We start from the raw sequence: 26,231 nt of genomic DNA, 5'->3' as shown, positions 1-26,231 counted from the left end.
GATCGTCCCTGTATCAACGCGTATCCCGGAAAAAGGTTTCGCCGGGCGGCGAACCGTCCGGCGAATGAGGGTGGTGCGGTCTCCCCCGGCGACGCTTCGCATCAGGAAGCGGGCCGGGCGTCTGCCAGCAATAGCTCTCGTCGCGCCTTGCGCTCCGCCAGCCAGTCGGAGAATCGCTCCATGTAGAGGTAGATCACCGGCGTGGTGTAGAGGGTCACCAGCTGCGAAAGCAACAGGCCGCCGACGATCGACACACCCAGCGGCTTGCGCAGTTCCGAACCGATGCCGGTGCCGAGGGCCAGCGGCAAGGCGCCGAGCAGCGCCGCCGCGGTGGTCATCATGATCGGGCGGAAACGCAGCAGGCAGGCGCGACGGATCGCTTCCTGCGCATTCAGCCCGGTGCGTTTCGCCTCGATCGCGAAGTCGATCATCATGATCGCGTTCTTCTTCACGATACCGATCAGCAGCACGATACCGACGATGCCGTCGACCGAGAGTGTCATGCCGCACATCAGCAGGGCGAGCAGCGCGCCGACGCCTGCCGGCGGCAACGTGGAGATGATCGTCAGCGGGTGGATGTAGCTCTCGTAGAGCACGCCCAGCACGATGTAGATGACGATGATCGAGGCCAGCAGCAGAAGCACTTCGTCACCGACCGACGAGGAGAACTCCGCGGCCTTGCCGATGAACTGACCGCGCACCTGCGGCGGGAAGTTGAGCTGTTTCTCGACCTCGTGGATCGCTGCGACTGCCTCGGACAGCGATTCGCCCTTCGCGAGGTTGAACGAGATCGTCACCGCCGGCAGCTGCTGCAGATGGGTGACCACCAGCGGCGCACTGGTCACGACGGAACTGGCCAGCGCGGTGATCGGAATCGTGCCGCCACCGCCGACCTGGAAACCGACGTTACCGGTATTGCCGATACCGGCTGGCGTGGCCGAGTTGCTCGATGCCAGCTGGCCGAAGCTCGTGGCGTTCGAACCGGTGAGCGCGCCGTTGCCGTTGCCGCGCACGGTCAGCTTGTTGAGCAGGTCCGAGCTGGTGCGGAACTCCGGCGAGACTTCCATCACCACGCGGTACTGGTTCAACTGGGTGAAGATGGTCGAGATCTGGCGCTGGCCGAAGGCGTCGTACAAGGTGTCGTCGATCGTCTGCACCGGCACGCCGAGGCGGCTGGCACTGTCGCGATCGATGGTCAGCTTCAGCGCCGTGCCCTGGTCGGCCAGGTTGTTGTCGACATCCGACAGCTCCTTGCGCTTGCGCAGGGCCGAAGTCATCTGCTGCGCGTAGCCGGCGAGTTCCGTGGAGTTCACGTCGGACAGTGAGTACTGGTACTCGGTTGCAGAGACCTGGGTGTCCAGCGTCACGTCCTGCACCGGCTTCAGGTACAGCGCGACACCGGCGATGTTCTCCACGGTCTTCTGCAGGCGCGGCAGGAGTTCGTCGAGCGAGGCGCGATCGCCACGATCCTTCAGCACCAGCGACAGCTGGCCCTGGTTGAGCGTCGGGTTGATCGAGCCCGCACCGATGAAGGCGGCGACACCAGCGACCGCCGGGTCTTTCGCCAGCGCGTCGGCCACGGCCTTGGTGCGCTGCTCCATCTGCGGGAAGGCCACGTTCTGGTCGGCCTGGACCACGGCGGTGATCAGGCCGGTGTCCTGCTCGGGCAGCAGGCCCTTGGGAATGATGATGTAGAGCACAACGGTCAGAGCCACCGTGAGCGCGGCGACGACCATGGTCAGCGGACGATGGTCGAGCACCCAGTCCAGGCTGCTGCCGTAACCGTCGACGATGCGTGACCAGGTGGTGTGCTTGCCCGAGGCCGACGCATGCTCGTGCGCGTCTTCCGCGTCCGGCAGCTCGTCGGCCTTGAGCAGGTAGGCGCACATCATCGGGGTAAGGGTCAGCGAGACCAACATCGAGATGGCGACGGCGATCGTCAGCACCCAGGCGAACTCGTGGAACAGGCGACCGGTCACGCCCGGCATCAGCAGCAGCGGCAGGAACACCGCGATCAGCGAGACGGTCAGCGACAGGACGGTGAAGCCGATTTCCTTCGCACCGATTTCCGCCGCGGTCTTGGCGTCGTGGCCCTGCTCGATGTAGCGGACGATGTTCTCGATCATCACGATCGCATCGTCGACGACGAAGCCCGTGGCCACCGCGAGCGCCATCAGCGAGAGGTTGTCCAGCGACATGCCGGCGAAGGCCATCACGCCGAACGTACCCACCAGCGACAGCGGCACGGCGACTGACGGAATGACCGTCGCCCACAGGCGACGAAGGAAGACGAAGATCACCGCGACGACGAGGAAGATCGTCAGGATGAGGGTGAACTGGACGTCTTCGACCGAGGCACGGATGGTGATGGTCCGATCGGAGAACACCTTGAGGTGGACGTCGGCCGGGAGCACCTTCTGCAGGTCGGGAATCGTCTGCCGGATCTGCTGCACCGTCTGCACGATGTTCGCACCGGGCTGGCGGCGGATGTCGAGCAGCACGGCGGGCTTGCCATTCGCCCAGGCGGCGAGCTGGTCGTTCTCGACACCATCGATCACGTTGGCGACATCGGAAAGGCGCACGGGTGCGCCGTTCTTGTACGCGATGATGGTGCCCTTGTACTCGGCCGCATCGGCCAGCTGGTCGTTGGTGCCGATGCTGTAGGACTGGGTCTTGCCGTTGAGCGTGCCCTTGGGCGCATTGACGTTGGCCTGCGTGAGCGAACTGCGCACGTCCTCCATGGTCAGGCCGAGATTGGCCAGCTGCGCCGGGTTGATCTGGATGCGCACGGCCGGACGTACGTTACCGGCGATCGAGACCAGGCCGACGCCCTGAACCTGCGCCAGCTTCTGCGCGATGATCGAGTCGGCGTAGTTGTTCACGTCGCGCAGCGGCAGGCTGTCCGAGGTGAGCATGAGGGTCATGATCGGCGCGTCGGCCGGGTTCACGCGATTGTAGACAGGCGGATACGGCAGGTTGTTCGGCAGCGTGCCGCGCGCCTGGTTGATCGCCGCCTGCACGTCCTGCGCGGCCACGTCGATGTCGCGATCCATGGCGAACTGCAGCACGATCGTCGACAGGCCCGCCGACGAATCCGAGCTCATCGAGGTCAGGCCGGAAATCTGGCCGAAGTTACGCTCGAGCGGCGTCGTGACCAGGGCGGCCATCGTCGTGGCGCTGGCACCCGGATACTGCGTGGTGACGACCATGCTCGGCGCACTGATCTCCGGCAGCGCCGACACCGGTAGCTGGCGGTAGCCGAGGATACCGAGCAACAGCACCGCCACCATCAGCAGCGAGGTTGCGATCGGTCGGCGAATGAAGAGTGTCGAAAAACCCACGTTTGTGTCCTGGTGTCGGGACCTTGCGGTCCGTGGGCGGCGCGTCCGTCATGGACACGCCGCGCGCTCTGTCAACCGCCGCGCTTGCCGCCCTGGCGACCCTGCTTGCCTGCCGTCTTCGACTTCTGCAGCTCTTCGGCGGTGGGTGCTTCGGGCACCTGGCCCGGCGCCAGCGGCTGGATCTTCGAACCCGGCTTGAGGCGGAACTGGCCTTCGGTGACCACCTTGTCGCCGACCTTCACGCCCTTGCTGAGCATGACGTGGCTGTCGCCGACCTCGGTCGCGGTTTCCACCGCCTGCATCTTGACCGTGTTGTCGCCCTGCACGAGGTAAACGTAATCGCCGTCCGGACCGCGCTGAACGGCCTGCGCAGGCACCACCAGACCGTTCTTCACCGTGCGCACCTTCAGCTGCACGTTGACGAACTGGCCCGGCCAGAGCTGGGTCTTCTCGTTATCGAACAGCGAGCGCAGGCGGAACGTGCCGGTGCTGGTGTCGATGGTGTTGTCGAGGACGTCCAGATGGCCCGTGGCGATGGCATGCGAATCGACGCGGTCGAGCGCGGAGACTTCCAGCGCGGAGAGCGAACCGTCCGTCGTCGAGCCACGGACCAGGTCGAGGTTCTTCTCGGGCAGGTAGAACATGACGTAGATCGGGTGCAGCTCGGTGAGCGTCACGATCGCGTCCGTGGTGGCGACGATGTTGCCGGCGTCCACCGAGCGGATGCCGGCGAGGCCGTCGATCGGCGCGATGACCTTGGTGAAGCCGAGCTGCACCTGGGCGGCACGGATCGCGGCCTGGTCGGCGTTGGCGGTCGCCACGGCTTGGTCGAGGCTGTTCTTGAGGTTGTCCAGGTCCTGCTTGGACACGTACTGCTGGCCGCCCTTGCTGACCAGGTTGGTCGAGCGGTCGAGGTTGTTCTTGGCCGTGGCGGCGAGCGCCTGGTCCTGCTTGAGCTTGGCGACGGACTGGTCGTACTGGGACTGGATCGTGCGCGGGTCGATCTCCGCGATGACGTCGCCCTTCTTCACTTCCTGGCCTTCCTGGAAGTTGAGCTTCATCAGCTGGCCGCCCACCTGCGGGCGCACGGTGACCGTGTTACGTGCCTGCACGGTCCCGAGGGCCGTGAGGTACACCGGCACATCCTGCGTCGCCACGGGCACGACCGTGACCGGCACGGGCGGCTGGTCCTTGCCCTGCCCCTCGCCGTTGGCCTGGGCACCCGCCGCAGCGTCGCCCCCCTTGGCCTGATGGCTCCTGATAAGGAAGAAGCCCGCAATCAGCACGACCACAATGACGGCCAGCGCGATTTTCCAGAAACGCGACATGTAACACTCCCAGATGAATAACCGGTCGAAGGCACCGCTCCGACCGGGCGCGCCGTGCGCCATGGGGGGGTTATACCCCCCGAAGGTTAAGGATCGACGGCGCCAATGTTAGGTGTTGGGGAACGGAATTGAACAATGCCGGTTGACAGGGGTCCCCCATGACTGACGGCATGTTTACCCCTTTCCGCATGAACCGTTCCAGCGCCGATCTCAAGACCGCTGACTCAAGCAAGGGTTCCGTTATACTCGCCCGGTTCGACGCCGCATCGCGGCCGCAGGCACGCCGGAGCCCGGGGAGGGGGACGGCACACCCAAATTCAGTGGAGTCAATGCGTGAGCGGTTCTCCGAGCAAGTCCGACCAGAACTTCATGCGTCAGTTCTCATTGCTGACCGCTGGCCTCAGCGTCCTCGCCGTCGTCCTGATGGTGCTGGCGTACATCATCTACAGCAATATCCCCAAGGACCAGGACCCCGCCGTCGCCAAGCGGACCGAGGCCCGGATCGCCCCCGTCGGCGCCGTATACGCCGGTGACACGGGCCGTGCCGCCATGCTGGCCGCCCAGGAAGCCGCCGCCAAGCTCGCTGCCTCGCAGGTGGCTTACGGCGGTAGCACCGACGGCAAGACGATCTACGACAACCTCTGCCACAGCTGCCACACGGCGGGCGTGGCCGGCGCACCGAAGGTCGGCGACAAGTCCGCCTGGGGCGCCCGCATCGCCGAGGGCATCGCCGTGCTGACCAAGCACGCGATCGAGGGCTACACCGGCCCGGACGGCAACCACATGCCGGCCAAGGGCGGCAATCCGTCCCTGACCGACGAGCAGGTCGGCAACACGGTGAAGTGGATGGTCGACCAGGCCAAGTAGGAGCCGATTCATCGGCGATCCCGCGGCAGCGGGCCAGTCTGAGGCGAGCACCCATTCGCCGATGAATCGGCTCCTACCGTAATCCCGCAAGCGACGAGCGCTGTACGACCCACTCGCGGGCGAAATCCCTCAGTTGCGGAAAGAACCGCTCGAAGGTCCCGCGCAGCATCGTGTCTTCGGAAAGAAGAAGCGGCATCGCCTCGGCGACCGGATTGGCGCGCGACAGACGCTGCGAGATACCGCTTAAGGCCTTGCCGATCGCCGCGGGCTCGATGTACCCGGCCGGCAGGTCGTTGGCGTCCATGTAGCCAAGGAAGCGCCTAAGCGAATCGGGGAGTATCGGCATCGCCGCATGCATCTCGTCGCGCAGCCCGGTCGAGAATTCGGCCAGGGGATGAGCAGACCACTTGGCGAAATCCCTTGCCAGGCAATGGTCGAACCACATATCCAGCAGGATGCCCGCGTAACGACGAAACGGCGCGGGCAGGCGCTCGCGCGCCGCGCGGACCTCGTCGTGGCTGTCGGTGAAGCCGTCGATCGCACGGTGCAGGTAGATGCCGTCACGCACGCGCGGCGGCAAGGCCAGATCGGGCGTGCCGCGAATGAAATCGCCCATCACGCCGCCCAGCCGCAGCGCCGCGTCGTCGCCCGCCAGCAGGGCGTGGGCCAGGACGTTCACGGGGCGGGTATCATGAAGGGCATGAGCGAACATCTATCTGAAGCGCCGGAGCGTTTTCCGGACGAGACCGCCAGCTTCGCGCTCGCGGGCCCCGCGGGCAAGCTGGAATGCGAAGCCCGGGCCGCCGACCCCGATGTCGCCCGCAACGCCATCGCGGTTATCTGCCATCCGCTGTCCACCGACGGCGGCAGCATGCGCAACAAGGTCGTGACGATGATCGAGCGCTCGCTGCGCGAAGCCGGCGTCGACACGGTCATCTTCAACTTTCGCAGCGTGGGCGGATCCGAAGGCGAGTTCGACAGCGGTCACGGTGAAAGCGACGACCTCGCCGCCGTGGTCGCCTGGGCGCGCAAGACGCGCCCCGGTGCGGCGTTGTGGCTGGCGGGATTCTCCTTCGGCAGCTACGTCACGCTGCGCAATGCCGTAAGCCTTGGCGCCGAGGCGCTGATCAGCGTCGCGCCGCCCGCCGCGGGCCGTGGCTGGGACTTCGGGCCGCTGGACCTGCCCACCTGCCCGTGGCTGGTCGTGATGGGCGATGCCGACGAGATCGTCGAGCCGCAGGCCGTCTACGACTGGATCGATAGCCTGCCGGAGGATCGTCGACCGCAGTTGATCCGGATGGAGGACACCAGTCACTTCTTCCATCGCCGCCTGATGGACCTGCGCGGTGCGATCAAGCACGCCGTGAAGGACTGGTTGCCGGGACCCCGCCCCGCATGAACTGCACGGAATCGACACCGGGCGAGCGCTACCGCGACGGTATCGCCGGCCATCGCTGGGAATCCGATCCCGCGCAGTTGCCCGTCATCGCCGAGTTCGACCGCCTGCATGCCGCGCTCTGCACGCCGGAGCCACCGGCATCCGGTCTTTTCGGCCGCTTGCGCAACATGCTCGGCAGCGAACCCCGCAAGGCCGTTCCGGGCCTCTACCTCTGGGGCAGCGTCGGTCGCGGCAAGACCTTCCTGATGGACCTGTTCGTCTCGAGCCTCGCGCCGGGCCTGGCCCTGCGCCGCCACTTCCATCGCTTCATGCTGGAGGTACACGCCATGCTGCGCGAGCTCGGCGAACGGCAGAATCCACTCGACGAAGTCGCCGATCGCCTGGCCGCGAAGTGTCGCGTCCTGTGTCTGGACGAATTCCTCGTGTCCGACATCGGCGATGCGATGATCCTCGCCGGCCTCCTCGATGGCCTGTTCGCTCGCGGCGTGACCCTCGTCACCACGTCGAACACGCCGCCTTCGGGTCTCTACAAGGGTGGCCTGCAGCGCGCCCGCTTCCTGCCGGCGATCGCGGCGATCGAAGCCCAGTGCGTCGTGCACGAAATGATTTCGCCCCGCGACTGGCGCCTGCGTGCCCTGTCCCAGGCATCGGTGTACATGGTGCCCCCAGGCGCCGAAGCGGAACGCTCGCTTGCCCGCATCTTCGGCGGCCAGGCGCAGGGCGACGTGGCGGACGGTGGCTCGATCGCGCTGAACAGCCGCGAGATCCCCGTGCGCAAGCGCGCCGACAACATCGTCTGGTTCGATTTCGCCGCGCTATGCGAAGGGCCGCGCGCCGTTGCCGATTACATCGAGTTGGCCCGCACCTTTCCCACGGTCATCGTCTCCAACGTGCCCCAATTCACCGTCTACTCGGAGAACGAAGCGAAACGCTTCGTCCTTCTGGTCGACGAGTTCTACGACCGGCACGTCAAGCTGGTGCTTTCCGCCGCCGCGCCGATCACCGAACTTTACGACGGCAACAAGGTTCGCGCCGAGTTCGGGCGCACCGAATCGCGCCTGATCGAGATGCAGAGCGAGGACTACCTTGGCCGTGACCATAAACCCTGATTCAGCGCGGACGCGGACGCCTGTTCGCTCGCTGTCCGCCACCTTCATGCTTTGCGGGCGGGTCACCCGCGCCACCTGAGAGGACAGCCATGGAACATTACGAACTGGTTCCCGGTCGCGGTATTCGCCGCGACGACACCGATATCTTCTTCGGCATGCCACGCAAGAAGCTCCGTGACTCGCTCGGCTGGAAGGCCGGCGGCGAGAACATGTGGGACGACGAGGACGAATACAGCACGCCCGACGGCAACGACTGGCTCCGCCTGCGCTTCCTCGACGACAAGCTCTGCGATATCGAGGTCCTGGGCGGCAACCTCGTCCACGAGGGCATCGAGCTGATCGCCACCACGTTGCCCGCCTTGCGTGTCGCCCTGAAGAAGGCTGGCATGGCGCTGGAGAAGACCCAGTGGCTGTCCGAGGGACACGACTGCGTCGACCTGCAGATCGTCGTCGCCTCCCGGGAAGATGCCGGCGACGTCGGCGACGAGATCGAATGGGTCATCACCAGCAGCGATTTCCGCGTCGAATGACGCATCGGGCCTCCACCGTCGCCAGGCCTGCGCGCTTTGCGGCGGTCGCCCTTCTCCTGCTCACGATGGCGGGTTGCGCCACCGCACCGCCCGTCGCACCGCAACGCAGCGCGCTCGCGCACTGGACCCCCTCGCCGAACTTCAACGTGCGCAAGGCCCAGCTGATCGTGCTGCACCACACGTCCATCGGCGATCCCGCCGCCGCCCTGCGCGTGCTCAGCACGCGCAATAGCGAAGGCCCGGTCAGCGCGCACTACCTGGTCGAAGCGGACGGTCGCATCGATCAGCTCGTCGACGACAATGCGCGTGCCTGGCACGCCGGCGCATCGCGCTGGGCTGGCATGACCGACATCAACTCGTCGTCCATCGGCATCGAGATCGATAATGACGGCAACTCACCCTTCACCCAGCCGCAGATCCAGGCGCTGGTGAACCTGCTCGCCGACCTCACCTCGCGATTGGGCATTCCACGCGATGCGGTGGTCGGCCATGGCGATATCGCGCCGGGACGCAAGAACGATCCCAGCGTGAAGTTTCCCTGGGCGACGCTGGCCCGCTATGGGTTCGGACTGTGGCCCGACGCGACGCTCATACCAGCGCCACCCAACTTCGACAGCCTCGCGGCAATGCGTCTGGTCGGTTACGACGTCAGCAACCCGCGCAACGCGATCATCGCCTTCCATCGCCACTACCGCGCGATGGAAACCGATGCGCTCGATGCGACCGACGCCGCGATTCTCTACTCGCTGCAGCGCAAGCTCATGGCGCCGCGCCAGTAAGCCCTCGCCGCTGAGTCCGGATCAGTAAGCGAACGATCCGAAAGCAGCGATCGTCTGCTCGATCGCCGCATCGTCGATATCCAGGTGCGTCACGAGCCGGACCGACGGCAGGTAGCCGATACTCAGGCGAACACCTGCGTTCGTCATGTGTGCCGCGAGATCCTTCAGGCGTGCCGCGGGCACGTCGAGGAACACCATGTTGGTGTGACAGGCCGTGACCTTGAGACCTTCGATACGGCGCAAGCCGTCGGCGAGCCGGCTGGCACGGGCATGATCATCGGCAAGGCGCTCCACATGATGATCCAGCGCATGCATGGCCGCCGCAGCGAGCATGCCAGCCTGACGCCAGCCACCGCCGGTGACCTTCTTCCAGCGACGCGCACGCTCGATCAAGGCGGCGTTCCCGAGCAGGACCGAGCCGACGGGGGCGCCCAGTCCCTTGGACAGACACACCGAGACGCTGTCGAAGCCGGCCGCCACATCGCGGGCCGGTCGGCCGTAGGCGATCGCGGCGTTGTACAGGCGCGCACCGTCGAGATGCAGGCCGAGGCCACGACGGGTCGCCAGTTCGCGAGCCTGCGCCATATAGCCGAAGGCGAGCGTCCGGCCATGCCAGGTGTTCTCCAGCGCGAGCAGCCGCGAGCGGGCGAAGTGCGGGTCGATCGGCTTGATCGCCGCCTCGACCTTGTCCAGCGGCAGGCTGCCGTCGGCGTCCTGCGGAATCGGCTGCGGCTGGATCGACCCGAGCACCGCGGCACCACCGCCTTCGAAGCGATACGTATGGGCGTCCGCACCGACGATGTATTCGTCGCCACGTTCGCAATGACTCATCAGGGCGAGCAGGTTGCTTTGCGTTCCCGTGGGCACGAAGAGCGCGGCGGCAAAACCGAGCTCCCCGGCGAGGCGTTCCTGCAGGGCGTTGACCGTGGGGTCCTCACCGTAGACATCGTCACCGACCGGCGCGCGCAACATGGCTTCGCGCATGGCCTCGGTGGGCTGGGTGACGGTATCGCTGCGGAGGTCGATCATGGCCATGGTGGGTGGGGTCGTTGAGGGGGCGCTGTGGATACTACGCCAGCGAGGTTACTGCTTTGCCGCTTCGTTGGCTTTTCGCCGCTGAAGCGGCTCCCACAGTTCGCGTGGCATCATTGTTCCTATGATCATTATCGTCATGGGTGTCTCCGGCAGCGGCAAAAGCACGATCGGCGAAGGCCTGGCGACCCGACTCGGCCAGCCCTTCATCGACGGCGACAGCCTCCACCCCGCCGCCAACCGCGAGAAAATGGCGCACGGCATTCCGCTGGACGACACGGACCGTCAGCCCTGGCTGGAAGCGATCGTGGCGACGATGGATCGCCACCGCGAGCGCGGCGAATCGCTGGTGCTCGCGTGCTCCGCCTTGAAGCGACGCTACCGCGATTTCTTGCGCGTCGGGCACAACGACGTGCGCTTCGCTTACCTCCACGTATCGCGTGCGTTGCTGGCCGAGCGCCTCGGCCACCGCAGCGGCCACTTCTTCGATCCCAGCCTCCTCGACAGCCAGCTGGCCACGCTCGAGGAGCCGTCGGCCGAGGAGGCCTTCCGCGTAGAGGTGGGAAATACGCCTGCCGAAACCATCGAAGGCATCGTCCGTGCACTCGTTTGCGACATCCGTCAGATGTCGTAACTCACACCCAGCCGCACGTAACGCGGCAACTGGCGAACCACCGCCTGGCCGTACTGCGGATCGGCCACACCCGGGTCCGTCTGCGAGTACGGGTAGCGGTTGAGCGCCCGCTGATCGTTGAAGGCATTGAAGACGCTCGCCGTGAACGACAACTTGCCTTCGGCGAACGCGGGCCGGTAGGTCGTGCCCAGATCCAGCTGGCGAATCCACGGCAGCCTGCCCTGCGACCCCGGCGTCGCGGCGACGCCATCGCAGTAGTGGTACTGGCCGCCGTACTTGCCCGGATCGGTGAGGTTGGGGCCGTAGTAACCCAGGCAGACCTTCGGCGCACCCGAGACGAAGCTCAGGTTCGCGGATACCAGCCATTCCGGCGTCAGCTGGTAGTAGCCGTAGAGCTTGAGCTGGTGGGTGTGGTCGTTGTTGGTCGGGCCGTTGTTGTTCTCCATCAGGTAGCTGTTGTCCCAGTCCGGACTGGTCGAGGCGGCCGTCGCCTGGACATCGGAGCGCAGCTGGCCTTCGGTATCGCCGTAGCTGCGCGAGAAGACGTAGTCCACCTTGCCGTACCAACGGCCGTCGAACGGATGCTCGAGGAAGCTTTCCAGTGCGTAGTAACGACGCTCGAGACGAGGAAAGCCGAACTCGGCGTTGGTCATCGGCACGCTGACCAGCTGTCCCGAGGTGTCGATCAGGTTGAACGTGCTGGCGCGACCCGGGTTGAACAGGTAGCAGCTGTTGGTCGTGGCGACGTCATAGCCGAGCGAGGCCGCCTTGGCGATGATCCGGTCCGTGTCGCAGTAATCGTCGATCGCGCTGCGCAGGATGCGCTGGGTCAGCTTCGCGCCATAGACCCAGTCATGGCCGAGTGTCTTCGTGAAACCGAGGATGAACTCGTCCTGGTACTCGGACTTCAGGTTCTTCGCGGTCACGGTCCGCGGATCCGGAAGGACGCCGTAGTAGTTGTTCGAAGACACCGGTTGCGAGAACGACGTAAGGCCGGTCGGCAGGCCCTGCCCGTCGATGCCGCTATAGGTGAAGTACTGCGAGGTGCTCAGGGCCGCGCCCGCAGCGTTCAGTCCCGGGTTGAGCGGCAGGCCGAGGTAGTAGCGACCGGCATTGCCATACACCTTGAAGCTCGCGTCACCGTTCACGTCCCAGCTGAAGCCGAGTCGCGGCGCCCACTGGGGCCGGTGCTGGGTGACATAGGCGTCGCCGTCACGGTTGTAATTCTCGAACTGATCGTTGCGCAGACCGAGCGACAGCAGCCAGCGATCGTCCACCTGCCACTTGTCCTCGATGTACTGCGCGCGCTGGCTGGAACGGACGCTGGCGAGCGAACTGGACACATGACGAACGACGTAATAGCCGTCCTGGCCGTTCGCGATGCCACCCGTCGCCGGAACGCCAAGACCTGTCGAAATCGGCGTGTTCGGATCGGCACGGCCGTACGTCCAGTAGTAGCCGTCGCCCGAGGCCTGCGAGCCCTGGTCGATGGCGCGCGTCACTTCGTTGTCGATACCCGCGCTCAGGGTGTGGTCGCCGAGTACATAGGTGATGTCGAATCGCGTGTTCGTGGTGCGTTGGCTACGGTCGGCGTTGTACAGCGTGGAGACGTTCTGGTTGTTGCCGCGTGGCGAACCGTTGTTCAACGCGGGATTCTGGTTGATGAGGCCATCCACGTAGGTCAGGCTCGGATCGTATGCACCCGGCTGGTCGTACTGGCTCAGCTTCATCTTGCCGAACAGGGCGGACACGGTCAGGTTGTCGGTGATGTAACCGGTATATTTTCCGGAGAAGACGTGGCCACCGGTCTTGATGTTGTCGGCCGAACCGATCTGCTCGCCACGCGTCAGGTTCGTGTAGTCGTAATCGTAGACACTGCCGCTGGTCTTGCGCGTGTTCGACGCACCGGTCAGCTCGAGGATGTTGTTGTCCGTGATGTTCCAGTCGACTTTGCTGTACCAGCGCGGCGAGTTGTAGCGGTACTGGACGTCCGGACTCGTGCTGTCGACCGCGTTATGCGTCGAGCCTTCCTGGCGTTCGAACTCCCCGGCGAGGAAGAAAAACAGCTTGTCCTTGATGAGCGGACCGCCGACATAGCTGCTGACCGTCGTGACCCAGCTCCGGTCCTGCGCATTGGGTCGATACAGTTCGCCGGCGACCGGCGACGATGGCAGGCCATTGGTGTAATAGGTGTTGCTCGTCTCGGCGCGCGCAAACGCGGGCTCCCACAGGATCTGTCCGCCGACATGCCATTCGTTGCTGCCGCGCTTGCCGACCTGGTTGATGACGCCGCCATCGGAGCGACCGTACTGAGCGCTGTAGCCGCCGGTATAGGTTTCCTGCTGGTCGATCGCGCCGTAGGGCAGCGATATGCCACCCAGCCCGCGCTGCGGATCGGTCACGTTGAAGCCGTTGATGTAATACGCGTTCTCACTGGCGGCGGAACCGCCGAAGCTGTTCAACGACGCCCCGGTGGGACCGGTGTAACCACCGCTGTTCGACACTACGCCCGGCGCAAGCCGGGCAATCTCGTCGGCGTTGCGCGCCAGCGGCAGCCGGGACAACTGCTCCGCGGTGATGACAGAGCGCGAATCCACCGTGGTGACGTCGATATCCGGCAGTCGCGATGCGCTGACGTTGACGCCCTCGAGGTTGGCCGTCGCCGCACCGAACGACACGTCGGTCGATGCGGCGACCCTCAGGCCTACGTCCTTCCGCGTCTCCACGTCGGCGCCGTTGCGCCGTAGCGTGACGGAGTAGGTGCCGAGGGGCAGCTGGCTCGCGCTGTAGCGTCCCTTGGCATCCACGTTCACTTCGCGTGTCAGGCCGCTACTGCCCCGGACGACCACGGTCGCGCCTTGGGGATCGTTGACCTGGCCGGAGATGCCGCCCGTGGTGGACTGCGCGAGCGCCGCCCCGGTGCCGAGCGCCGTCAGCAGCGCGGCAAAAAGGAGAGGACGGCGAAGGGTGATTCTGGTTTGCACGGTGGTGCCTCATCAAGTCAAGCAGGGACGCCCGCAACGGGCACGACGTCGGCACGAACGCGCAGCACATCGTGCACGCGTCGTCGCGACCGGAGGATCGAAAGAAAGAGGGAGGGGGTTACTCGACCGCCCGTAGGGCGGGTGCGCTCAGGGGCGCAGGAGGATCAGCCGCGACAACAACAGCGACACGCACCGATCGAAACGATATCGATCAGAAGGTGCGTGCGCGTTGAGGGCTGAATGATCAAGATGGTTGCCTGTGTGTCAGTCGGCAGTATAGACGTCTAAAAGTCTTAACGAGATTGCATGCTGCGTTAGTATTCCGCGAATGTCAACCGTTCGCGGGTACGATCGTTGCAGGCACCTCAAGGCCGGTAGTGACTCGGTGACTTGCCCAGCACCCGACGAAACATGGTCGAAAAGCTGGTCGGGCTTTCGTAGCCAAGGTCCAGGGCAACCGTGGTCACCGGCTCCCCGGCCGCCAGCCGCGGCAAGGCGACCAGCAGGCAGGCCTGCTGTCGCCACTGCGCGAAACTCGTGCCCGTTTCCCGGCGAAACAACCGGGTGAAGCGACGTCGGTGCATGCCCAGGTCGGCCGCCCAGTCGTCGATGGTCTCGCTCATGCGTGGCTGCTCGAGGAAGGCCGCGCAAAGGGCGGCGAGCGGCGCATACGTAGGCAAGGGCAAGGCCAGCGGGATGGTCGGCGCGCGGGCGATCTCCTCGACCACCAGGGACATCAGCAGACCGTCGCGTCCATCCTGGTCGTACTCGCGTGGGACATCCACCGCTGCAACCAGGAGGGCACGCAGCAAGGGCGCCACCGCCAGCACGCGGCAGTGATTGCCCAGGGCGGTACTGGCGGACTGCTCGATGTAGACGCTGCGCGTGCTCACGCTGCCGACCATGCGCACCGAGTGCGGCGTACCACCGGGAATCCACACGGCGCGCTCGGGCGGGGCGATCCAGGCACCCTCCGGCGTCGTCACCGCCACCGTGCCCGCCGCCGCATAAAGCAGCTGGCCCCGCCGGTGCTGGTGCGTGGCCATTTCGAACGAGGCCGGGTATTCATGACCACGGGACACCACCGGCCGGGGCACGGCCTCGAAGGCCACGGGGTCGTACTTGACGATCATTGTCCCGATCTCAAACGTGTCTGACCCATATCCTAGCGCGGGACGCCCGGAAGCGTGGTCTCATAGGCCTCCCCGATCCCCAGGACGACCCCATGCAAGCGCCCGCCAGCGCGACGGTGGACACACCGCGCGCGGACCCGACCGTGTTCGGCGTGATCTTCGCGATCAGCTTCTGCCATTTGCTCAACGACATGATGCAATCGCTCTTGCCGGCGATTTATCCAGGCCTGAAAGAAGGCTTTCATCTGGACTTCGGCCAGATCGGCCTGATCACGCTGACCTACCAGATCACCGCCTCGATCCTGCAGCCGCTGGTCGGCCTGTATGCGGATCGCCGGCCGACGCCGCTCGCGCTGCCCGGTGGCACGCTGTTCTCGCTGGCCGGTCTGCTCGTGCTGTCCATCGCACACACCTATCCGATGCTGCTCGTCGGCGCCTCGCTGCTGGGCATGGGCTCATCGGTCTTCCATCCGGAATCCTCGCGGGTGGCGCGCATGGCCTCCGGTGGCCGGCACGGCCTGGCTCAGTCGCTGTTCCAGGTCGGCGGCAATGCCGGCCAGGCGCTGGGCCCGCTCGCCGCTGCGGTCGTCGTCGTGCGCTGGGGCCAGTCGAGCCTGGCCTTCTTCGCCCTGCTGGCCCTGCTTTCCGGTGCGATCCTCTGGAACGTCGGCCAGTGGTACAAGCACCATGGCCTGCCGCGACTGAAGGCCAGCGCGGCGAAGCAGGCACCGGTGACGCACACCAGCGCCGAGGCCAAACGCGGTATCGCCGTGCTACTCGCGATGATCTTCTCGAAGTACGTGTACCTGGCCAGCCTGACCAGCTACTTCACCTTCTATCTCATCCACCGCTTCAACGTGTCGGTGGAGAACGCGCAGCTGCACCTGTTCGCGTTCCTCGGCGCGGTGGCCGTGGGCACCATCCTCGGCGGGCCACTCGGCGATCGCATCGGCCGCAAGCGGGTGATCTGGTTCTCGATCCTGGGCACCCTGCCCTTCACCCTGCTCCTGCCCTACGCCAGCCTGTTCTGGACGGCGCCACTGACGGTGGCGATCGGGCTGATCCTGGCGTCGGCCTTCCCGGCGATCGTGGTGTTCGCACAGGAACTCGTACCGGGCAAGGTCGGCATGATTTCCGGCTTGTTCTTCGGCTTCTCGTTCGGCATGGGCGGGCTGGGCGCGGCCGTGCTCGGCGAGCTGGCGGACCATATCGGCATCGAAGCGGTGTATCGGATTTGCGCGTTCCTGCCGTTGATTGGGCTGCTGGCGGCGTTTCTGCCGGATACGCGGAAGGCGGCGCGGTAATCCTGAAGAGCTTCGCCGATGAATCGGCTCCTACCCCGCTCTGGTAGGAGCCGATTTATCGGCGATGCTTTTCACACACGGGGCGATGCTTTACGGCTTAGGCAGCGCGTAAGCAATCACCCAGTCACCCTGTTTCGTGCCCAGCGAACCATGCCCACCGGCGGTCACCAACAGGTACTGACGACCGCTGCTATCCGCATACGTCATCGGCGTGGCCTGCCCGCCTGCGGGTAGACGCGACTCCCACAGCTTCCTGCCCGTGCGCACGTCGTAGCCGCGCACGTAGTAGTCCAGCGTGCCGCTGAGGAAGGTGACGCCACCGGCGGTGGTGACCATGCCACCCAGGCTCGGTACGCCGAGCGGCATCGGGATCGGCAGCGGCGCACTATCGACGATCGTGCCGTTCTTGTGCCGCCAGAGCATCTTGCCGCTGCGCAGGTCCACACCCGCCACGTAACCCCACGGCGGCGCCTGGCACGGAATACCCAGCGGCGACAGGAAGGCCGAGAGTTCGATGCCGTAGGGAATGCCTTCGGCCTTCTTCACACCTTCGGTCTCGCTCTTCGCGGGGCCGACTTCCATCTTCGCCAGCTTCTCCTTCGGAATCAGCTTCGACTGGAAGGCCATGTAGCTGGGATTGATCAGCATCAGTTGACGCGTCGGATCGACCGAGATGCCGCCCCAGTCGAACACACCGAAGTTACCCGGGAAAACCAGCGATCCCTGCTCCGACGGCGGCGTGAACATGCCCTCGTAGCGCAGCGAACGAAAGCGCACGCGACACCACAGCTGATCGAAGGGCGTGGTTCCCCACATGTCCTGCTCGCGAATCTGCGGCGGCGCGAAGTTGAGATCGGACAGCGGCTGCGTCGGTGCGGTGTGGTCGCCCGGCACGGCACCTTGTGGACGCGGCACTTCGTTGATCGGGACGATAGGCGTGCCGTCGCGACGATCGAGCACGTAGACGCTGCCCTGCTTGGTCGACGCGAGCACAGCGGGCTTCACACCGTCGGCCGTCTGCAGGTCGACGAGGGTCGGTTGGCCGCCCACGTCCATGTCCCACAGGTCGTGGTGCGTGAACTGGTAGTTCCACTTCACCTTGCCCGTGGCGATGTCGAGGGCGACAAGGCCCGCGCCGAATTTCTCCGAGGTGGGCGTGCGACCACCGGCGAACTGGTCCGGCGTCTGGTTACCCATGGGCAAGTAGACGATGCCCAGGTTCTCGTCGACGCTGAAGAGCGACCAGACGTTGGGCGAATTACGCGTATAGATCCCATCGGGACCGATCGGCGCGGTCGCGTCCGGATTGCCCGGATCGAAATTCCAGACCAGGTGACCGTCGTGCACGTCGTAAGCGCGGATCACGCCGGACGGCTCGTTGGTCGATTCGTTGTCGGTCACGTGACCGCCGATGATGACGAGATCCCTGGTCACGGCCGGCGGCGAGGTGGAGTAATAACCACCCGGCGTGAACGGGCCGACGTTGCTGCGCAGGTTGATCGTGCCCTTGTCGCCGAAATCGGCGCAGGGCTGACCGGAATCCGCATCGAGCGCGATGAGGCGTGCATCGGCGGTCGGCAGGAACAGACGACGCGGACACGTCGCCGATGCCGTGGCGGTCGGCGGCAACGGCGCGGTCGACGCGGCGGCGGGAGCGCCGGCGGCTGTCGTTGCCGGCGCGGGAATCACGGCGGACGCGTACTTCGCATCGTCGTGGTACGAGACGCCGCGGCACGTCATGTGCTCCCAGTGCTTGAAACCGACCGGACTCTGGATCTTCGGGTCGAACTCCCAGCGCTTCTGTCCGGTGGCCGCATCGACCGCGATGACGCGGCTGTGTGGCGTGCAGAGATAGACGGTGTCGCCGATCTTGAGCGGGGTGTTTTCGGACGTCGTCTCGGTCGGATCGTCCGGACCCACCTTGTCGCCGGTCTCGATCTTCCACGCGACCTGCAACTGACCGACGTTGTCGGGCGTGATCTGGGTCAGCGGCGAATAGCGCTGGCCATACGGCGAGCTGCCGTAGTCGGTCCAGTCGGCATCCGCACGCGCGGCGCGATCGCCCTGCGGGCCGGACACATCGGCCATCGGCAGTTCGCCGGGCAGCTCGTGATCGACATGAAACACGCCGACAACGCCGACGACTGCCACGATCAGCAAAGATACGAAGAGAAAGCCGCCACCGGTATCGCGCGCGCTGTCGTAATAGCGATCGCGCCCAAGCCCACGTCGCGGCCAGGGCAACAGTAGCCACAGGCCAAGCACGAACCACACGTCGAGGCGCGGCAGCAGTTGCCAGAAATCCCAGTGGACTTCCCACACCGACCAGGCGGCGCTGCCGATCAGCATGAGCGCGTAGAGGCCGACAGCGAGGCGTTGTCGCAGCAGCAACAGGAGGGCGACGACCAGCAGGATCGCGCCAGCCACAAGATAGTAGATGGAGCCGCCGAGACTGACGAGGCGTATGCCACCGAGCAAGGTCGCGACACCGGCCAGCGCGAACAGGAACGCCGTAAACAGCGTTGCCGGATGAAATCTTCTGACTCGTTTCACGTGACGCCTCGTCATGAGCAGTACCCCCACCCCTGCGTACAGGGTGGTGCTCAGGGCGTGAATCCGAGGTAGAGGTGCGACGTCACACTTTCTTGCGAACGCCGTTACGCACTCGCCTTTTCGGCAAGCGCGGCCAGCATCGCTTCGCGCATCAGGTATTTCTGCACCTTGCCGGTTACCGTCATGGGGAAGGCATCGACGAAGCGCACGTAATGCGGCACCTTGAAGTACGCGAGATGTCGCCGGCAGTAATCCTGGATGGCGGCTGCCGATACGGACGACCCGTCGCGCAGGCGTATCCAGGCACAGACCTGCTCGCCCAGGCGCTCGTCCGGCACACCGAAGACCTGCACATCCTGGATATCCGGATGGCCGTAGAGGAACTCCTCGATCTCGCGCGGATAGATGTTCTCGCCACCGCGAATGATCATGTCCTTCAGGCGACCGACGATAGTGCAGTACCCGGCGGCGTCGATCGTGGCCAGATCGCCCGTATGCATCCAGCGCGCCTCGTCGAGCGCGGTGCGCGTATTGGCTTCGTCGCCCCAGTAGCCGCGCATGACCGAGTAGCCACGCGTCAGAAGTTCGCCTGTCTGGCCGCGCGGCACGACACGCCCGGTTTCATCGACGATCTTCACCTCCACATGCGGATGCACCCTTCCGACCGTCGAGACGCGAAGTTCGAGCGGATCTTCCGCGACGGTCTGGAAACTCACCGGACTCGTCTCGGTCATGCCATAGGCGATCGTCACTTCGGCCATGTGCATGTCGCGCACTACGCGACGCATGATCTCGATCGGACACGGCGAGCCTGCCATGATGCCGGTACGCAGCGAGGTGAGGTCGAACTCGTGGAAACGGGGATGTTCCAGCTCGGCGATGAACATGGTCGGCACACCATGCAAGCCTGTACATCGCTCCTCGGCCACGGCCTCCAGCGTCGCCAGCGCGTCGAAGCCTTCGCCGGGGATGACCATGCAGGCACCGTGCGTCACGCAGGCAAGGTTGCCCAGCACCATGCCGAAGCAGTGATAGAACGGCACCGGGATGCACAGCCGGTCCTCTTCGGTGAGGCGCATGGCCTCGCCAATGAAAAAGCCGTTGTTGAGGATGTTGTGATGCGTGAGCGTGGCACCCTTCGGTGCGCCTGTCGTACCGGAGGTGAACTGGATATTCACCGGGTCGTCGAACGACAGCTCGGTTTCGATCGCGGCGAGCCGTGCCCGCGCTTCCGCGTCGGCGACGATGTCGGCCCAGCGTCGTGTGCCTGCTGCCGGCTCATCGTCGAGCAGGATGACGTGACGCAGGTCCGGCAATGCGGCGGCACGCAGGCCGCCGGGTATCGAACTGGCGAGCTCCGGCGCGAGGCCGCTGAGGATCTCGAGGTAGCGCGAACTCTTGAACGCCCGCGGCAGGATCAGGGCGCGACAGGCCACCTTGTTCAACGAATAGGCCAGCTCGTGCGAGCGATACGCCGGATTGATGTTGACGAGGATGAGGCCGGCCTTCGGCGCGGCAAACTGCGCCACGACCCACTCGGCCCGGTTCGGCGCCCAGATACCGACGCGATCGCCGCGTTCCAGGCCGAGCGCGAGCAGACCGGCCGCCACCCGCTCCACCTCGGCGTGGAACGCCGCGTACGTCCAGCGAATGCCCTGCTGGCGTACGACCAGGGCCGGCCGGTCCGGCCAGCGTGCGGCGATACGGTCGAGCATGGTCCCGACCGTTTCACCGAGCAACGGCGTCGCGCTCGCACCGTGGACATAACTGGCGGTGTGATCCATGCGGGCGTTCCTCGAGCAGCGGCGTTGCAACGCAGGATAGGTCAGCCGCCGCGACTCACCAACCGGGCGATCACCTCGTCGACACCCGTACGGCCTTTCACCGGGGTCCCTTCGAAGTCGATCCAGCCTTCGTTGAAGCCATCCAGCATGCGCGTGCGAGGGGTCGGGTTCGTCATGCCCTGGGCGACGAAACGCGATTCCCATTCGTCACGCGGCACGACACGGGCGACCACGTCGCGACCGAGCGCTTTGGCGAAGGCCGCAGCGATATCGTCCGGGCTGGTCCGCTCGGTACTTTCGAGTTCGACCACGCGGACGCCCGTCGAGGCCTCACCCAGGAGCGTGGCGGCCAGCTCGCCGATGTCCTTCGTGGCAACCATGGGCACTTTGCGATCGAGCGGGTACAAATAGCTGTCGATGACACCCGTCTCGCGCGCCGCGGCAGCATCCCATTGGGCGTTCTCGAAGAACCAGCCGGCGCGCAGAAAGGTCACCGGCATGGGCAGCTTGCCCAGCACATCTTCCATGCGACCCAGCTGTGAGAGGAGGTTTTCCTCGGTGGCGTGCGCACCGACGGTCGACAGGACGACGACGCGGTCAGGACGGGCGGCAAGCAGGGCGTCGCGGATCGAGGCGATGCTACGCGTCGATTCGGGATAGCCCGGCGACGGATCGAACAGCGGCGGCAACAGGACGAAGATCGCTTCCGCCCCCTCGAAGGCACGGGTCAGCGCCGGCGTGTCATCCACGTCGGCGACGGCGACGTCGGCACCGCGCTCGGCGAAGACCACACCCTTCGCTGCATCGCGAACGACCGCGCGGAAAGGCTTGCCTGCGGCGAACAGCGCGTCGGCAAGGGCGGTGCCGACCTGGCCGGTGATTCCGGTAATGGCGTACATGACGTTCTCCTCGTGTTGATAGCGACGAGGAGGACGATAGGCCGACGGGACTGTTGACTGAAGCGACTTATTCGCAGCGCTTTAGTGACGTTCTGTCACCTCAGGCAAATGCCGCCCAGGCATCGCTGCCCTTCTTCACTGGCGCCGACTGGCCGAAACTGAGGTCGTGCGCCGCCCGTTCCACCGCCGAAGCAGGGGCTCGCCGCTCGGCGCTGGCGGTGCCGTCCACGGTGAAGAACGCCACCTGATCGCTCAGCGAGTGCGCCTGGTCCTGCATGGACTTGGCCGCGGCGGCAGCCTCTTCCACCAGCGCGGCGTTCTCCTGGGTCACCTGGTCGATCTGCGCGATGGCCAGGTTGACCTGATCCACGCCTGCCGACTGCTCGGCGCTGGCCGCGGCGATCTCGGCGACGATGTCGGTCACCTTCTTCACGCTGGCGACGATGTCGCGCAAGGCCCCGGAGGACTGCTCGACCAGCGCGGCACCGATCTCGACACGTTCACCGCTTTCGGCGATCAGTCCCTTGATCTCGCGCGACGCCGCGGCGCTGGACTGGGCCAGTCGACGCACTTCCGCCGCCACGACCGCGAAGCCCCGACCTTGTTCGCCGGCGCGTGCCGCTTCCACGGCAGCGTTGAGCGCCAGCAGGTTGGTCTGGAAGGCGATCTCGTCGATCAGACCGACGATGTCGCCAATGCGGCGGCTGGAGTCGCCGATCTCACGCATGGCGGCCATGGCTTCGCCAACCACGTCGCCACCCTTCTCCGCTTCGCTGCGCGCATGACGCGAGAGTCGGTCGGCGGCGGTGGCGTTTTCCGCGTTCTGCTTCACCGTGGCGGTCATTTCTTCCATGGATGCCGCGGTTTCTTCGAGGCTGGACGCCTGCTCCTGCGTGCGCTGCGACAAGTCGTCGTTGCCACGCGCAATCTCGGCGGACGTCGTGGCGACCACATGCGCCCCTTGCTGCACTTCGGAAACAATGGAAGACAAGGTACCGCGCATGCGCTCCAGTGCGCCGAGCAGGCTGGCCGGGGCGTACTCGCCACCGTCGCTGCGCAGGTCGCCACCGGCGATACGGCCGGCAATATGCACGGCGTCACGCGGCTCACCACCGACCGTCGCCCGGATACTGCTCATCGACAGCCAGATCACCAGCAGGGCGAGACCGGCGATGACCGCGGACTTCAGCAGGTCACGCTGCAGCTGCGCGTGGAAGGCCGCGTCGATGTCGCTGAAATAGGCCCCGGAGATGAAGTGCAGGTCCCAGGGCTTGTACCAGCTGGAATAGCTGATCTTGTCCCTGAGCTCGTTGGTCTTGGGCATGACCTGCGTGTAACGCGTCATGCCATGGCCGTCCTTCGTGTCGGCGTCGAGCATGGCCACGTACTGATGGAAACCCTTGCCGTCCTTGTCGTCGCGAATGTTCTTGCCGATGTCGTCGGCGCGCAGCGGATGCATGCGCATCGTCAGCGCCGAGTCGAACGCGAAGACGTATCCGGTGTTGTTCGACCAGCGCATCGCCTGGATGTCGTCGAGTGCGGCGACGCGCGCTTCAAGATCGCTCATCTGGCCCTTTTCAGCGCGCGCGTGATACGCCTCCGCCACGGCGATCGCGGCGGTCACGTGCTGCTCCAGCGTGTCGGCCAGCTGCGTCATCTGCACATGGCGACTTTCCACGCCCGACATGACGGTCTGCCCGACCAGACCAAGCACCACCACGGTCATCACCATCCACACGCGCGCGTTCAACGTCGTGCGGCCGAACCAGTTCTTCAATGCGGACATGTACCGTCACCCTGTGCTTTCCCCGTGTATGCATTAACGGCCGGAATTCGCAGGTCTTTACGACACTTTTGTGAACGACGCACCCGACCGGCCCCGTGTAGGAGCCGATTCATCGGCGATCCCTACGGAGCGCCCAAATGATGATCCCCCGACCCCACAACCCTGTCCGACCGCCCAGGCAGCCCGATGACCGCCTCCGCCCCCACCGGCACATGCACATTCAGCTCCACCCGCCCACCCACCTTCCGCCAAGCCACCGAAGCCTCCCCATATGGCGTCATCACAGCGGCGGAAGCATGATCCAGCCACGCGGTCACCGCCGGCCGCACCTCGATGCGGCGCCAACCCGGTTCCAACGGCCGCAACCCGGCAACGTCGCCAAACAGCCAGTCATCCACCGTGCCGAGGAAATAATGTCCCCGCGAGCGCGAGGCCAGCTTCCAGTGCTCCCACAGGCTGGTCGCGCCGTTCGCCCGCCAGAAGCCCCAACTCGGAAAACTCACCTGGGTAGCGATGCGCCAGGCCTCGTCGGCGTGCCCGGTCGCCGTGAGCACCGGGAGGATAATCTTGGTCGCCAGGGCGCCGGTATCGAGGTGGTCGCCCCGGGCCTTCGCATCCTCCGCCACGCCGGCGGCGACGCGATCGCGCAAGTCGTCGGGCACCAGCCCGAAGGCCAGCGCCAGCAGGTTGTGCGCCTGGCGATAGCCCTCATCGCCCTCGCCCCGGTAGTGACCGGCTACGCGATCGAGGAAGCGTGCATTGAAGGCGTCGCGCACGAGATCCGCCTGCGCATCGAATCCCGCCGCACGTGTTGTGTCGCCGCGCAGGCGAAGCATGTCCGCGGTGACGCGCTGCATGCGATACAGGTACGCCGTGGCGGCGACGCGTTTGTCTTCCGGCGCATTCTCACCACCCGGGTCGGTTTCCGGACTCACCCAGTCGCCCAGTTCGGTATCGGCGATACCTCCGGGCGAACGCGCGTTCTCCATCGCCACATAGCGCGCGATGCCTTCGATATGTTCATCGATGGGGCGACGATCACCCGCGTTCATCCAGAGTGACCACGGCACCAGCACATAGGCGGCGTGCCAGGTCGGCGCGCGGACGTCGCCCCAGCCGGGATTCGGCGCGATCAGCAAAGGCGAACCATCCGCCTTGCGCGTATCGGCGATGTCGCGCACCCACTTCGCCAGCAGGCGATCGGCATCGACGTTGCGCAGGAACATATCCGCACCGAGCATGCCGTCGCCGGTCCAGCCGTTCTTTTCGTACATCGGTGTATCAGTGGGGATGCCGTAGAGGTTGTTGAGCAAGGTGTCGACGGCGGCGCGATGGATCCAGTCGAGCAAGGGGTTCGCGCTCTCGAAGCGGCCGGTCACGGCGACGTCGGTATGCACGACCTGCGCGGTGACGGCGCCGAGTGCCGGCTTGTCGCCCGGCCAGCCTTCGACCTGCACGTAGCGGAAGCCCTTGTAGGAGAACCGCGGATGCCAGCGCTCGCGTGTGCCGGCAAGCGTGAGCCGATCCGTCTGGAATCCCGCCTTGAAATAGTGATGCTCGTCGCGCGCATCCACCGTGCCATCGGGCATCAGCTTCTCACCGTAATGCGCCGTGATCGTCGTCCCCGCCGGACCGGTCACGTCGAAACTCGCCCAGCCTGCGATGACGCGCGCGAAAGCGAAGACGAACACGCCGGGCTTCGGCTCGGTCACCGAGGTGGCGTGCAAGGTGTCGATCACGCGGATCGGTTGTTCGGTCTGCGCGACGAGCTTGCCGCGCGGTGCGGGAAGCTCCGCCGCCGGCGCCCACATCGTCGGCGTCGATGCGCGTGCGTCGTAGGTTTCGCCACCGTAGAGATCATCCAGACGCGTCGGGCCGTCGGCCATGCGCCAGCTGTCGTCGGTGACGATGTCCTGCACGTGTCCGTCGTCATAGCGAATGCGCAGTAACGCACGCATGCGCGGTTGCCCGTGCCAGGGCGCGCGTTCCCAATGCCAGACGTTCGGGTTGGTCATGCCGTAGAAACCGCGACCCAGTTCGGCAGCGAGCGTATGTTCGCCTGGCGTCAGCGCGACATCGGTGGCGACCACTTCCACGCGCTTGTCGTAGTCGGTGAAGCCGGGGGAGAGCACGGCATCGCCGACCGGCCGCCCATCGATGGAAAGGTCGGCGTATCCGCCCGCGGCGACATAAAGCGTTGCGCGCGTGGCGTTCGCATCGACATGGAACGACTTGCGCAGCAACGGTGCGGGCACGCTTGTCGCGTCGGCCTTGCCGATCCATTGCGCGCCGTGCCAGCCCGGCTCGTCGAGTGCCGTGTCAAAGTGCGATGTCGTGCTGCCGTCGCCGTCCGAGGTATGCACATCGGCGCGCCATTCGTAGCGTTGCCCTGGCAAGAGCGCGGGACCTGCGTAGTCGATGTCGAAGGATTGCGGCGAGGGGACGTCACCGCTGTCCCAGACGGCCTTGCCGTCGTGTGTCACGACGATACGGTAGCCGGTCTGGCGGGTGCCGTTGACGCGTGACGCGATGAGCCAGGAGAAGCGTGGGGTGGGTGTGTCTACGTAGCTGGGGGTGTTGCTGCGTTCCACGCGGGGGGATTGGATGGATGGTCCGTCGCTAGCACCCTTCGCGGATGAATCGGCTCCCACAAAGAGCGAGGCCGTGAGGGCGAGCGCGAGGGCGATGGGCAGGAGGCGGGTGCTTGGCAAGGCCGGGACCGATGCGAGGAGGGACGGTCGAGCATAACCGGCACGAAGACGGGCTGGC

18 protein-coding genes are annotated in these 26,231 nt (G+C 65.6%); 7 read left to right on the top strand and 11 right to left on the bottom strand.

Annotation, left to right across the window (positions count from 1 at the left end; all coding sequences use genetic code 11):
• Positions 1–101: 101 nt before the first annotated feature.
• Positions 102–3,341: an efflux RND transporter permease subunit gene (locus tag AC1DYM_RS06395; RefSeq protein WP_046968220.1), complete on the bottom strand. Its 3,240-nt coding sequence runs from the start codon at positions 3,339–3,341 to the stop codon at positions 102–104.
• Positions 3,342–3,412: 71 nt separating this feature from the next.
• Entirely contained in the window at positions 3,413–4,669 is a 1,257-nt protein-coding gene (locus tag AC1DYM_RS06390; RefSeq protein ID WP_477337060.1) for an efflux RND transporter periplasmic adaptor subunit, read from the bottom strand.
• 369 nt (positions 4,670–5,038) lie between these two features.
• Between AC1DYM_RS06390 and AC1DYM_RS06385 the strand changes: the two genes are divergently transcribed.
• Complete coding sequence (locus AC1DYM_RS06385; RefSeq protein ID WP_477337111.1) at positions 5,039–5,536, top strand: c-type cytochrome; 498 nt, start codon at positions 5,039–5,041, stop codon at positions 5,534–5,536.
• A 73-nt stretch (positions 5,537–5,609) separates the two neighbouring features.
• On the opposite strand, the gene AC1DYM_RS06380 is transcribed toward AC1DYM_RS06385, so the two are convergent.
• Positions 5,610–6,215, bottom strand: coding sequence for an acyl carrier protein phosphodiesterase (locus AC1DYM_RS06380; protein WP_477337058.1), 606 nt, complete (start codon positions 6,213–6,215; stop codon positions 5,610–5,612).
• Between the two features lie 21 nt (positions 6,216–6,236).
• On the opposite strand from AC1DYM_RS06380, the gene AC1DYM_RS06375 reads away from it, so the two are divergent.
• From AC1DYM_RS06375 to AC1DYM_RS06360, 4 genes are all read left to right on the top strand, one after another.
• A complete protein-coding gene (locus AC1DYM_RS06375) occupies positions 6,237–6,935 on the top strand; it encodes an alpha/beta hydrolase (protein ID WP_477337056.1) in 699 nt (232 codons plus the stop codon).
• Positions 6,932–8,044 (top strand): cell division protein ZapE, encoded by a 1,113-nt coding sequence (gene zapE / locus AC1DYM_RS06370; RefSeq protein WP_477337054.1) that lies wholly within the window; start codon positions 6,932–6,934, stop codon positions 8,042–8,044. The genes AC1DYM_RS06375 and zapE overlap by 4 nt, the downstream gene beginning before the upstream one ends.
• Before the next feature lie 89 nt (positions 8,045–8,133).
• Positions 8,134–8,574 carry a hypothetical protein gene (locus tag AC1DYM_RS06365; RefSeq protein WP_477337052.1) on the top strand — a complete coding sequence of 147 codons (441 nt, stop codon included), beginning with the start codon at positions 8,134–8,136 and terminating at the stop codon, positions 8,572–8,574.
• The gene (locus tag AC1DYM_RS06360; RefSeq protein ID WP_477337050.1) at positions 8,571–9,353 is read left to right on the top strand and encodes an N-acetylmuramoyl-L-alanine amidase; all 783 of its coding nucleotides are present in this window, start codon (positions 8,571–8,573) and stop codon (positions 9,351–9,353) included. The genes AC1DYM_RS06365 and AC1DYM_RS06360 overlap by 4 nt, the downstream gene beginning before the upstream one ends.
• Positions 9,354–9,374: 21 nt before the next feature.
• Here the strand turns inward: AC1DYM_RS06360 and ltaE are convergent, their stop codons facing one another.
• Positions 9,375–10,388 (bottom strand): low-specificity L-threonine aldolase, encoded by a 1,014-nt coding sequence (ltaE, locus tag AC1DYM_RS06355; protein ID WP_477337048.1) that lies wholly within the window; start codon positions 10,386–10,388, stop codon positions 9,375–9,377.
• Positions 10,389–10,509: 121 nt separating this feature from the next.
• Here ltaE and AC1DYM_RS06350 point away from each other — a divergent pair, with 121 nt between their 5' ends.
• Positions 10,510–11,019: a gluconokinase gene (locus tag AC1DYM_RS06350; RefSeq protein WP_477337046.1), complete on the top strand. Its 510-nt coding sequence runs from the start codon at positions 10,510–10,512 to the stop codon at positions 11,017–11,019.
• On the opposite strand, the gene AC1DYM_RS06345 is transcribed toward AC1DYM_RS06350, so the two are convergent.
• Together AC1DYM_RS06345 and AC1DYM_RS06340 are read right to left on the bottom strand one after the other, a co-directional pair.
• On the bottom strand, positions 11,007–14,003 hold the full coding sequence (locus tag AC1DYM_RS06345; protein ID WP_477337044.1) for a TonB-dependent receptor: 2,997 nt from the start codon (positions 14,001–14,003) through the stop codon (positions 11,007–11,009). The genes AC1DYM_RS06350 and AC1DYM_RS06345 overlap by 13 nt on opposite strands.
• Before the next feature lie 365 nt (positions 14,004–14,368).
• Complete coding sequence (locus AC1DYM_RS06340) at positions 14,369–15,136, bottom strand: AraC family transcriptional regulator (protein ID WP_477337042.1); 768 nt, start codon at positions 15,134–15,136, stop codon at positions 14,369–14,371.
• Between the two features lie 92 nt (positions 15,137–15,228).
• Here AC1DYM_RS06340 and AC1DYM_RS06335 point away from each other — a divergent pair, with 92 nt between their 5' ends.
• A complete protein-coding gene (locus AC1DYM_RS06335; RefSeq protein ID WP_477337040.1) occupies positions 15,229–16,440 on the top strand; it encodes an MFS transporter in 1,212 nt (403 codons plus the stop codon).
• A 90-nt stretch (positions 16,441–16,530) separates the two neighbouring features.
• Here AC1DYM_RS06335 and AC1DYM_RS06330 read toward each other — a convergent pair whose 3' ends face one another.
• The 5 genes from AC1DYM_RS06330 to AC1DYM_RS06310 all read right to left on the bottom strand — a co-directional run bounded on the left by AC1DYM_RS06330 (position 16,531) and on the right by AC1DYM_RS06310 (position 26,053).
• Entirely contained in the window at positions 16,531–18,993 is a 2,463-nt protein-coding gene (locus AC1DYM_RS06330) for a membrane-bound PQQ-dependent dehydrogenase, glucose/quinate/shikimate family (protein ID WP_477337038.1), read from the bottom strand.
• Positions 18,994–19,097: 104 nt separating this feature from the next.
• Complete coding sequence (locus tag AC1DYM_RS06325; protein ID WP_477337036.1) at positions 19,098–20,777, bottom strand: AMP-binding protein; 1,680 nt, start codon at positions 20,775–20,777, stop codon at positions 19,098–19,100.
• A 41-nt stretch (positions 20,778–20,818) separates the two neighbouring features.
• Complete coding sequence (locus AC1DYM_RS06320) at positions 20,819–21,676, bottom strand: NmrA family NAD(P)-binding protein (protein WP_477337034.1); 858 nt, start codon at positions 21,674–21,676, stop codon at positions 20,819–20,821.
• Positions 21,677–21,776: 100 nt separating this feature from the next.
• Positions 21,777–23,462 carry a methyl-accepting chemotaxis protein gene (locus tag AC1DYM_RS06315; protein WP_477337032.1) on the bottom strand — a complete coding sequence of 562 codons (1,686 nt, stop codon included), beginning with the start codon at positions 23,460–23,462 and terminating at the stop codon, positions 21,777–21,779.
• 122 nt (positions 23,463–23,584) lie between these two features.
• Positions 23,585–26,053 carry a family 78 glycoside hydrolase catalytic domain gene (locus AC1DYM_RS06310; protein WP_477337030.1) on the bottom strand — a complete coding sequence of 823 codons (2,469 nt, stop codon included), beginning with the start codon at positions 26,051–26,053 and terminating at the stop codon, positions 23,585–23,587.
• Positions 26,054–26,231: the final 178 nt, after the last annotated feature.

Source organism: Luteibacter sp. P1_D3 (assembly GCF_056406135.1).
The sequence above is the reverse complement of the archived record's forward strand: the minus strand, read 5'-3'. Positions and strand labels throughout refer to the sequence as shown.